The sequence below is a fragment of the Pedobacter sp. KBW06 genome, from assembly GCF_003852525.1.
Taxonomy (GTDB): domain Bacteria; phylum Bacteroidota; class Bacteroidia; order Sphingobacteriales; family Sphingobacteriaceae; genus Pedobacter.
The window spans coordinates 2102485-2113537 of sequence record NZ_QAJL01000001.1 but is presented as its reverse complement, the minus strand read 5'-3'; the positions used below and the strand labels follow the sequence as shown (position 1 = coordinate 2113537).

General features: G+C 42.2%; 9 protein-coding genes. 5 read left to right on the top strand and 4 right to left on the bottom strand.

The annotated features are described in order from the left end of the window. Positions 1–17 precede the first annotated feature (17 nt). The 4 genes from ftsA (at position 18) to DBR43_RS08615 (ending at position 4957) form a co-directional block, all read left to right on the top strand. Entirely contained in the window at positions 18–1379 is a 1362-nt protein-coding gene (ftsA, locus tag DBR43_RS08630) for a cell division protein FtsA (protein WP_069379165.1), read from the top strand. A 129-nt stretch (positions 1380–1508) separates the two neighbouring features. Then, positions 1509–3137: a cell division protein FtsZ gene (ftsZ, locus tag DBR43_RS08625; RefSeq protein WP_124579770.1), complete on the top strand. Its 1629-nt coding sequence runs from the start codon at positions 1509–1511 to the stop codon at positions 3135–3137. Positions 3138–3298: 161 nt separating this feature from the next. After that, positions 3299–4540, top strand: a complete 1242-nt coding sequence (locus DBR43_RS08620) for an aminotransferase class I/II-fold pyridoxal phosphate-dependent enzyme (protein ID WP_124579768.1) — start codon at positions 3299–3301, stop codon at positions 4538–4540. A gap of 237 nt (positions 4541–4777) precedes the next feature. Beyond that, positions 4778–4957, top strand: a complete 180-nt coding sequence (locus tag DBR43_RS08615; RefSeq protein ID WP_074609277.1) for a histone H1 — start codon at positions 4778–4780, stop codon at positions 4955–4957. Positions 4958–5024: 67 nt separating this feature from the next. Here DBR43_RS08615 and dapA read toward each other — a convergent pair whose 3' ends face one another. The 3 genes from dapA to DBR43_RS08600 are packed head-to-tail and all read right to left on the bottom strand — an operon-like array spanning position 5025 to position 8631. Beyond that, positions 5025–5906 (bottom strand): 4-hydroxy-tetrahydrodipicolinate synthase, encoded by an 882-nt coding sequence (gene dapA, locus DBR43_RS08610; protein ID WP_124579766.1) that lies wholly within the window; start codon positions 5904–5906, stop codon positions 5025–5027. A gap of 9 nt (positions 5907–5915) precedes the next feature. Then, entirely contained in the window at positions 5916–7928 is a 2013-nt protein-coding gene (ligA, locus tag DBR43_RS08605; protein WP_124579764.1) for an NAD-dependent DNA ligase LigA, read from the bottom strand. 19 nt (positions 7929–7947) lie between these two features. After that, positions 7948–8631, bottom strand: coding sequence for a hypothetical protein (locus DBR43_RS08600; protein ID WP_124579761.1), 684 nt, complete (start codon positions 8629–8631; stop codon positions 7948–7950). A 63-nt stretch (positions 8632–8694) separates the two neighbouring features. Between DBR43_RS08600 and tyrS the strand changes: the two genes are divergently transcribed. Then, positions 8695–9981, top strand: a complete 1287-nt coding sequence (gene tyrS, locus DBR43_RS08595) for a tyrosine--tRNA ligase (protein WP_124579759.1) — start codon at positions 8695–8697, stop codon at positions 9979–9981. Between the two features lie 73 nt (positions 9982–10054). Here the strand turns inward: tyrS and DBR43_RS08590 are convergent, their stop codons facing one another. After that, on the bottom strand, positions 10055–11038 hold the full coding sequence (locus DBR43_RS08590; protein ID WP_124579757.1) for an acyl transferase: 984 nt from the start codon (positions 11036–11038) through the stop codon (positions 10055–10057). Positions 11039–11053: the final 15 nt, after the last annotated feature.

Genomic DNA, 11053 nt, shown 5'->3' with positions numbered 1-11053 from the left:
AACAAATCGATATAGTTATGGGCAAAGAAAAATCTATCGTGCAGTCTCCAATCGTAGTAGGATTGGATATTGGTACTACAAAGATCTGCGTGATCGTAGGCCGGCGCACGCAGCACTCAAAAATCGAAGTACTGGGCATAGGGAAAGCGGAGTCTGCCGGGGTTACCCGTGGCGTGGTTTCCAACATCCAAAAAACGGTGCAGGGAATCGCACAGGCCGTGGAAGTGGCCAGTGGGCAATCGAATGTGGAAATCCGCGTGGTAAACGTTGGTATTGCCGGTCAGCATATCAAGAGTTTGCAACACCGTGGAATCCTGACGAGAAGAGAGCTGAACAATGAAATCGGTAAAAAAGATATAGACAAATTAATTGATGATATGTTCAAACTGGTGATGCCCCCGGGAGAAGAAATCATTCATGTTTTGCCTCAGGAATTTACCATCGATAATGAGCCCGGAGTAAAAGACCCTATCGGAATGGCCGGAGTGCGCCTGGAGGCGAACTTCCATATCATTTCAGGACAGGTTACTGCTGTCAAGAATATCATGAGGTGCGTAACCAATGCCGGGTTACAAACTCAGGAATTAATTTTGGAGCCTCTTGCTTCTTCTGAATCGGTGTTGAGCGAGGAAGAGAAGGAAGCAGGAATCGCTTTAGTGGATATTGGTGGTGGTACTACTGATATTGCTATTTTTCATGAAGGCATCATCCGCCATACTGCTGTTATCCCATTTGGTGGCAATAGCGTAACGGAAGATATTCGTGAAGGTTGTTCTGTAATGAGAAACCAGGCTGAACTGTTGAAGACCCGTTTCGGTTCTGCCCTGGCTGAAGAAAATAAAGAAAATGAAATCATTTGTGTTCCCGGACTGAGAGGAAGAGAACCGAAAGAGATTTCCGTTAAAAACTTAGCTTATGTGATCCAGGCCCGTATGGAAGAAATCATTGAGCATGTTTACTATGAGATCAAGTCTTCAGGATATGAGAAAAAACTAATCGGTGGTGTTGTGATTACCGGTGGTGGTGCTTTGTTGAAACACCTTTCTCAACTGGTAGAATATGTGACTGGTTTGGATTGCCGCGTGGGTTATCCGAATGAGCATTTGTCGAAGTATGAAGACATGCCAAAGACGATCTATGATGACCTGAAAAGCCCGATGTACGCGACGAGCGTTGGCTTGCTGATCAAGGGGATTCAAAAAGCCGAAGAGTTGATTGAAGAGATGAAACAACCGGGAGTTTATGTGGAAAAACCTAAGGATGGTAAAGACAAAACCAAGAATTCCGGTGGTGGCTTGTTCGACAAGCTGTTAGCGAAAGCCAAGGATTTTGTGAAGGACGATATGAACGTAAGTGACGAAGATTATATTAAATCATAATATTTATCCACAATAAACGATTTTTCCACATTTTAAACACTTGTGGGAAACGCCTGTTAAAAAGTGTGTATTATTACATAGGTAGATGAACAGGAAAAACGAATTTTTAAATAACTGATTCATAAAGATATGCAGTTCGAAATGTTAAAAGATAAGTCATCAATCATCAAGGTAATTGGTGTTGGTGGCGGTGGTGGTAATGCGGTAAACCATATGTACCGTCAGGGAATTACAGGAGTAGACTTTATTATTTGTAATACAGATGCGCAAGCATTGGAGTTTAGTCCAATCCCTAATAAAGTACAATTGGGTGCAAGCCTTACAGAAGGAATGGGTGCAGGCTCAATTCCTGAGGTTGGAAAAAACTCTGCTATTGAAAATATAGATGACATCAAACAAATGCTGGGAAGCACCACAAAGATGTTGTTTATTACAGCCGGAATGGGTGGTGGTACCGGAACAGGTGCAAGCCCGATCATTGCCAAAGCAGCTAAAGAATTAGACATATTAACCGTAGCCATCGTGACTACGCCTTTTGCCTTTGAAGGAAAGAGACGTAAGATGCAGGCCAATGATGGTTTGGATGAGCTGAAGAAATATGTGGATTCGTACCTGGTAATTTCGAACGACCGGTTACGTGAAATCTTTGGTAACCTGACCCTGGGTTCTGCTTTCGCGCAGGCCGATGATATCTTAACTACCGCCGCAAAAGGAATCGCAGAGATCATTACCGTACCAGGATATATCAACGTGGATTTTAAAGATGTGCGCACCGTGATGAAAGACAGCGGGGTATCCATCATGGGTAGTTTTGCCTGTGACGGTGAGAACCGTGCTTTAAATGCGGTGGAAGGAGCCCTGGCTTCTCCATTATTGAAAGACAATGAGATTGAAGGTGCCAGATATATTTTGTTAAATATCAGTTCAGGTTTACGTGAAGTAACAATGGACGAGGTGACGATCATCACAGATTATATTCAGGATAAAGCAGGCCTTTCTGCAGACCTGATCTGGGGTAACTGTATCGATGAAAACCTGGAAGATAAATTGTCGGTGACGATCATCGCAACAGGATTCCAGACCACAGAACAACGTGATGAAGAAAAAAAGAATGTAAAAAAGATTTCTTTGCTTACGCCTGAGGAGGCTCCTTTGGTAAAACCTATAGAAGCAGTAAATTCCTTTATTGCGCCTAAGCCTGAATCGGTTTCCAATGAGCCGGTGATGAAAGCAAAAGATGAAATTAAACAGTCTGATCTTTTCGGTGACCTTTACGGAAACAATAAAAGAAAAATGGAAGATCCTGAAAACGGGATCGTAAGACATACCCTGGTAGAAGAAGAAGCTTCGGCTGCGGAAAGCCAGGAACCTTCTTTTGAGTTTGAGATCAAAGTGGCAGAAACTGATTTTGTATTTGAAAAACCAGAGTCTGTGTTTAACAATGATGTTGAACCTCAAAAACAGGAAGTACCTGAAACAGGTGCTGATGATGATAAAAGCGATGAGTCTATCGAAGATCAGTTGAAAAAATCCAAAGAAAGGATTTTGAGATTAAAAGACCTGAGCATGAAACTGAGAACCAGCAATGGTTTACAGGAACTGGAAAATGAACCGGCTTACAAACGCAAACAGATGCAGTTGCAACAGGTTCAGCACTCTTCAGAATCTCAGGTTTCCAGATTTACATTGAGCAATGACGAGGACGGATCTACAGAGATCAGACCTAACAATTCCTTCTTACATGATAATGTTGATTAATAAAATCATCTGAATATTTAAAAAGCCTTAGCGATTTCTTCGCTGAGGCTTTTTTGGCATAATAATCGCACCCGTATGCCTGTAAAGGGGGATAATTGCTATTAAAGCATAATAACCTTAAATTTGCAAAAAATAAGACATATAATTTAAATAGATACACATTGGATATTTTTGATAAAGTAGCAAAGCGCATGGGCCCGATTGGTCAGCACCAAAAATGGTCACATGGATATTTCTCTTTTCCTAAATTAGAAGGAGATATCGCGCCTCACATGAATTTTCGTGGCAAAGAACATTTAGTTTGGAGTTTAAACAATTATTTAGGGTTAGCAAACCATCCTGAGGTAAGAGAAGCAGATAAGCAGGGCGCAACGGATTTCGGTATGGCCTATCCTATGGGCGCAAGGATGATGTCGGGGAACTCTAAATACCACGAGCAAATGGAGCAGGAACTGGCAGCTTTTGTTGGAAAACCTGATGCGTTTTTGTTAAACTATGGTTACCAGGGAATGGTTTCGATCATCGACTGTCTGGTAGACAGAAATGACGTGATTGTTTATGATGCAGAATCTCATGCCTGTATTATAGATGGTTTACGCCTGCACATGGGGAAACGTTTTGTGTATCAGCATAATGATATTGACAGTGCCCGTAAGCAACTGGAGCGTGCTACCAAACTGGTAGAACAAACCGGTGGTGGCATCCTTTTAATTACTGAAGGTGTTTTCGGAATGTCCGGAGCACAGGGTAAATTGAAAGAACTGATTGAATTAAAGAAAGATTTCGATTTCCGTTTACTGATTGATGATGCGCATGGTTTTGGTACAATGGGACCAACAGGTGCAGGAACTCATGAGGCACAGGATTGTATTGATGGCGTAGATGTTTACTTTGGTACTTTTGCCAAGTCGATGGCCGGAATTGGTGCTTTTGTTGCTTCTACTGAGGAGCTGACCAATTTCTTCCGTTACAACATGCGTTCCCAGACCTTTGCAAAGGCTTTGCCGATGCCAATGGTAATCGGATTGCTGAAACGTTTGGAATTGCTTAAAAACAGTCCTGAGCTGAGAGAACGCTTATGGAATATCGCAACTACCCTTCAGAAAGGTTTAAGGGAGCGTGGATTCGATTTGGGCGTAACGAATACAATGGTGACACCGGTCTTCTTAAAAGGGGAGTTGCTGGAAGCTACGGCATTAACGATGGACCTTCGTGAGAACTACGGAATCTTCTGTTCGATTGTGGTGTATCCGGTAATCCCTAAGGGACTAATCGAGCTGAGGTTGATTCCTACGGCGGCCCATACTTTGGAAGATGTACAGCGCACCTTAGATGCTTTTAGTGAAGTATCTGAAAAACTTAAAAGCGGTTATTACAAAGAGAATCAGTTCTCTATGGCTTAATCTGATATAGCACATTGCAAAAAGAGACTGCTTTTGATTAGGCAGTCTCTTTTTTATTTAAAAGATAAATCTGTTTCGATTTGGAAAGAAAGGCGGCAGACCGGTCAGAAAAGGCTGAAAATAGTTCTCATTTGCGCCTATTTATTGTCTCAAACTCTTTTTTTATTAAAATAAACATCTTACTTTAGTAATAGAGTATCAATCAAACCATTAAAAACTAAAAGGAGTAAATTAACGATGAAAAAATTTAATGAAGCAAAAGAACTTGTTGCCGCTTTAGAAGCTGATGCAGACAAATTCTACAACAAAGCCAACAGTGCTGCAGGAACCCGCGTACGTAAAGGTATGCAAGACCTTAAAAACCTAGCTCAGGCTATTCGTTTGGAAGTTCAGGAGACTAAAAACAAAGCCAGCTAACTGAGCTTTTTGGTTCAAAAAAAAAGCGTCCAGGAAACCGGGACGCTTTTTTTATGCAATCTGCTTTTTAAGCAGTAATTCTTTTCGTTTCTGCAATGATGGCCTGACGCAACTCATCTGATACTTTTACCAAAGGTAAACGCACATGATCATCACAAACACCCAGTTGTTTCAGGGCTGCTTTTACGCCGGCAGGATTTCCTTCTGCAAACATCTGTCTGGTAAATTCAATCAGGTTCAGGTGCAATGGGGCTGCAGCGCTGAAATCACCTTTTAAGGCCAGTCTGATCATATCAGACAATTGTTTTGGCAAAGCATTTCCAATCACAGAGATGACACCTACTGCGCCCAGTGAGATCATTGGCAAAGCCACAGGATCGTCGCCGGAGATCAGCATAAAATCAGCTGGTTTATCCCTCATGATCTGGTTAAACTGGTCGAAATTCCCCGAAGCTTCTTTTGTTCCGATGATGTTTTTAAAATCACTGGCCAGACGACAGGTGGTTTCCGGACTCACATTACTTGCCGTACGTCCCGGTACATTGTACAATAAAACAGGTAATGCACTGGCTTCAGCCACTGCTTTATAGTGTTGGTAAATGCCTTCCTGAGTTGGCTTATTATAATATGGACTGGCTGATAAGATCGCATCATAACCATTCGCTTCAAAATCTTTTATGCTTTCTGCAACTTCTGCAGTATCGTTTGCTCCGATCCCTGCAACAAGCGGTAAACGGCCATTATTGATTTCAGCAGTAAATTCCCAGATCTTCTTCTTCTCACTCTTATTCAGGGTTGACGCTTCTCCTGTGGTACCTAAGGATACCAGGTATTCTACCTTTCCTTCGACTAAGTAATTGATGAGGTTTTTTAGTCCTGCATAATCTACTGTTCCGTCTGCATTAAATGGTGTAACCACTGCTACACCTGTTCCGTGAAATTTATTCATCTTTTATGTTTACTTCAATAACTCTAATAGGTCGTCTACAGAAATCAGGGGGACATTCAGCTTATTTGCCTTCTCTAATTTGGAAGGACCCATATTGTCGCCTGCTACAAGGTAATTCAGCTTTGCAGAAATGCCACTTAAGATCTTGCCCCCGTTGTTTTCTATCATATCTTTGAGCTCTTCTCTACTGTAATTCTCAAAAACTCCCGAAATTACAAATGTTTTTCCAGTTAATTTGTCACTTTCCAGTGTAATTTCTTTTTCTATCACTTCGAATTGCAGTCCGTAGCCTTTTAACAAGTCAATTTGTTGCAAATGTTCTGGTTTTCCGAAGTATTCTATGATGCTTTCTGCGATTCTCTGGCCAATTTCATCAATTGCAACCAACTCTTCCAGGCTTGCACTGGTTAATTTGTCGATATTCTTTGTTCCTGCCGCCAGTTTCCGGGCAACAGTTTCACCGACATACCTTATTCCCAATCCAAAAAGAACTTTTTCGAAAGGCATTTGCTTGGATTGTTCTATTCCCTTCAGCATGTTTTCAATGGAACGCTCTCCAAAACGGTCCAGGGTTTTCAACTGATCAGATTTTTCATGCAAGGTATAGAGGTCGCTGATATGAGCGACCAAACCACGCTGATAAAAGGTTTCTATCGTTTCATCTCCCAGTCCGTCGATGTTCATCGCCTTGCGGCCGATGAAATGCTGCATTTTTCCAACAATCTGCGGCGGACAAGCCTCGTCATTAGGACAGTAGAACGCTACTTCTCCTTCTTTTCTGATCAGGCTGGTATTACATTCCGGGCAAAGGGTCGGGTAATTGACCTTTACTGCTCCTTCTTTACGCTTCTCCAGGTTGACATTGATGATCTTGGGAATGATTTCTCCTCCTTTTTCTACGAATACGCTGTCGCCTTCATGAAGGTCCAGTCTTTCAATTTCATTCGCATTGTGTAAGGTGGCCCTTTTAACCGTTGTTCCTGCCAGTTGAACCGGTTTAAGGTTGGCTACAGGGGTAACAGCACCGGTACGTCCAACCTGGTAGGTGACTTTCTCCAGAATGGTTTCTACTTCCTGTGCTTTGTATTTATAAGAAATGGCCCAGCGTGGGGATTTGGCGGTGAAGCCCAATTCCTGCTGCTGCGCGTAACTGTTTACTTTGATCACGATTCCGTCGATCTCGTAGGATAATTTAAAACGGGCTTCTTCCCAGTATTGAACAAAGGCCAGGACCTCATCCATATTGCTGCTGAGTTTGGTATGCTCACAAACATTGAATCCCCATTCTTTGAGGTTTTCCAGGCTTTCCCAATGCGTTTTGAAATAATTTTTATCCGTATTCAGAGAATAAAGGAAACAATCCAGCGGACGTTTGGCTACTTCTTTAGAATCCTGCATTTTAACGGTCCCTGCTGCAAAATTTCTTGGATTGGCATATTGGACCTCACCCAGCTCTTCGCGTTCCTTGTTGAGGCGGTCAAAGGCTGCACGGTGCATAAAAATTTCCCCTCTGATTTCAAAAAGAGGAGGGACTGCTTCATTTTTTAGCTGATGAGGAACATTACGGATGGTTTTGATATTGGTCGTGACATCATCGCCCTTGCTGCCATCACCACGGGTAACGGCCCTGACCAGCCTGGAATCTTCATAAGTGAGACTAATGGAGAGGCCATCAAACTTGAGTTCACAAACATATTGAAACTGGTCGCCAATGGTTTTTCTGACACGGTCGTCGAAATCGCGGAGGTCCTGTTCATTATAGGTATTGCCTAAAGAAAGCATGGGCCAGCGGTGCGGAACGGTCGTGAAATTTTTAGTGATATCGCCCCCAACTTTTAACGTAGGAGAGTTAGGATCAGCAAATTCAGGATGCTCTTTTTCCAGTTTATCCAGGGCTGCTAACTTTTGATCAAACTCGTAATCTGCAATGGTAGGCATTGCCAGAACATAATAATTGTAACTGTGTTGGTTAAGCTCCTTAACCAAGGATTCCATTTTGTCTTTTATCTCCATAAGTGGCATAAGACAAAGATAGAATAAATCAGAATAAAGGAGGAAGCATACCTTCTATGCGATCAAAAATCCCCATGTAACCGGGTTCAAGAGTTGCTTTATATTGCTCCAGCCTTTCTGTGAGCATGGCCAGCTGGGCCTCCGTAAATGGGTTTTCCCATAAGCGCATGCAGATCCTGTTCAGGGCATAGGAGATGTTTTCCATTTTTTGATAACTGAAAATATACCTGCTGGAAATGAAACGGTCCAGGAAATTAAAGAAGACAGTGGGATCTGTCAGCCCGCAATTTTTTAAAAAGGCATCCAGTGCAGGTTTATCCGACTGGCTCAGTTGTTCATAAAATGTGGGAATGCTCACTTTTCCTTTTACGGTAAGTAAATGGTCCAGGACCAGCTCGAGTCCGATATGTGCCAGAAAAAAAGGTTTTACAGGGCTATTTTCAAAGACCGGTAAAATGAGTTGTTTCAAAGCATTGGTTTCTGTTTTGAAGAATTCCGAAGAATGGAAAATCCGGTCTACTTCCAGGTGCCTTTCCCAGCCTTTGAGCATGGACAACTGGTGTTCATCCGCTTCAAAAAGATGTTTTTCTTTTAGCGGGTAGAGGTTACTGTCTTTCTGTGCATTCTTGATTAAATCGGGCAAAATAACGCCAATAACCATGTTTTCATCATGGTTGTTTCGTTCGAAATAGAAATGGGATAGAAAGTTCATCGCTTTAAAAGTAGCTATTTTTGTTCAGTGCTTTTCCTATATTTGCGGCAAAAGGATATAATAATGACCAATTTTGTTGAAGAATTACGCTGGAGAGGCATGTTACAGGACATCATGCCTGGTACTGAAGAAAAATTAAATGAGGGAATGACGTCCGGGTATATTGGTTTTGATCCAACTGCAGATTCACTGCATGTGGGCCACCTGACCCAGATCATGACGCTTATTCATTTTCAACGTGCAGGACATAAGCCTTATGCTCTCGTAGGTGGTGCAACAGGAATGGTTGGAGATCCTTCGGGGAAATCCGATGAAAGGAACCTTCAGACAGAGGCTATGGTAGAACATAACCTTGCAGGAATGAAGAAACAACTTTCTAAATTCCTCAAATTTGAGGATGCCGGTAATGGAGCAGTCATGGTGAATAACAATGACTGGTTTAAAGACATGAACCTGTTTACGTTTATCAGGGATGTTGGAAAACACATTACAGTCAACTATATGATGGCTAAGGACAGTGTTAAAAGACGTTTGGATGGTGATTCCGGCCTTTCTTTTACTGAATTTTGCTATCAGTTGATTCAGGGCTTTGATTTTTATTATTTATGGAAACACCATAATTGCCTCATTCAAATGGGTGGTTCTGATCAGTGGGGTAACATTGTTACCGGTACAGAACTGATCAGACGTAAAGATGCAGGAACTGCCTTTGCGATTACGACCCAATTGATTAAAAAAGCAGACGGAACTAAATTTGGCAAGACTGAAAGTGGCGCCGTTTGGTTAGATCCTGAGAAAACTTCGCCTTATAAGTTCTATCAGTTTTGGTTAAATGCTTCTGATGATGATACCAAGAAGTGGATCAGGATCTTTACGTTAAAAACGAGGGAAGAAATTGAAGCGCTGGAAACGGAGCATGATGCAGCTCCTCATTTGCGCGTATTGCAAAAAGCATTGGCAGAAGACATTACCGTAAGGACACATTCTTTGGAAGCATTGGAGACTGCGATCAAGACTTCAGAGTTTTTATTCGGAAACGGTTCCTTAGAATTTTTCAATACTTTAACAGCGGCACAGGTTCTCGAGATTTTCGAAGGAATTCCTCAGTTTTCTGTTTCAAAAGAAGAATTGAATGCAGGTATTGATGCCGCGACATTACTGGCAGAGAAATCTTCGGTATTCCCTTCAAAAGGAGAAGCGAAGAAATTAATTCAGGGTGGTGGTGTCTCGGTAAATAAAGAGAAATTAAAAGATGCTGCAGAAATCATCTCTGCAGGTCATCTGTTAAATGAGCAGTTCATTATCGTTCAGAAAGGAAAGAAAAACTACTTCCTGCTGATCGTTAAATAATCATAAACATTAAAATGAAAATCCCGGCTATAGAATAGACCGGGATTTTTTTATGTTTTTTTGGGAGGGATACTTATTGAACCAACAGGTTACAGCCTCTGATATCGGCATTGTCAAAGCGGCCCAATACTTCAAAAGAACCGTCGGGGAATAAGCGTCCCAGATCCTGAGTGGCAATAAAAGAGCAGGAATTGACATTTGCGAGGTCAATGACATTGATCCCACCACTGCGGTTGTTGCTCAGTAAGGTCAGAGGGTCATTGGGATCTCTGAGCTGGATTTTCATCCATGGCGGGCATTCGAAAATACCTGATCCTTTAGAATAGGCCTGCGATAAGAGTTCCGTCATCCCATACTCGCTATGGATGTCGCTTACACCAAAGCCATCCTGCAGGAGCTGATGTAATTCTTCTCTGACCATCTCTTTTCTTTTGCCCTTCATTCCGCCGGTTTCCATCACCACCAGCCCGGGGAAATCAATTTGGTATTTCTCAATAAAATCAAGCAGGGCATAGGTCACACCAATCAAAATGGTTTTCTGACCCGCAGCTTTCAGCTGATTTAATTTTTGATGTAACTCCCCGTGGTTGTGCAGGAAATATCCGCTGTCGGGATGTTTGCTGTCCCTGATCAGGGCATCAACCATATAAATTAAAGAGGATCCGTCGCGCTCCAGGTAGGATGGAAGCAGCGCCAGAAAACAGGTGTTTTCAATTTTTCCGTAAAACTGGTCAAAGGCCAGGGTAAAACTCTGATCATAAACAGAAAGGTCCGTAACGAGGTGTCTGCTTTGAATCATTCCCGTGGTACCGGAACTGCTGAATGTGATTTCAGCAGCATCTTTGCTGCTTAATATTTCATGTGTTTTGAAAAAGCTGATCGGCAGGTAAGGAATCTCTGCCGAAGCTTTGATCTCTTCTGGTTTAACCCTTAGATGAGAAATGTATTCCTTGTAAATGGTACAGTTTTCTGCCTGATGTCTGAATACATTCAGGCAGCTTTCTTCAAACTGAGCGTGATTGCTGATCGAAAATATTTGTTTGATTAAATCCTTCACCCGGCAAAAATACGC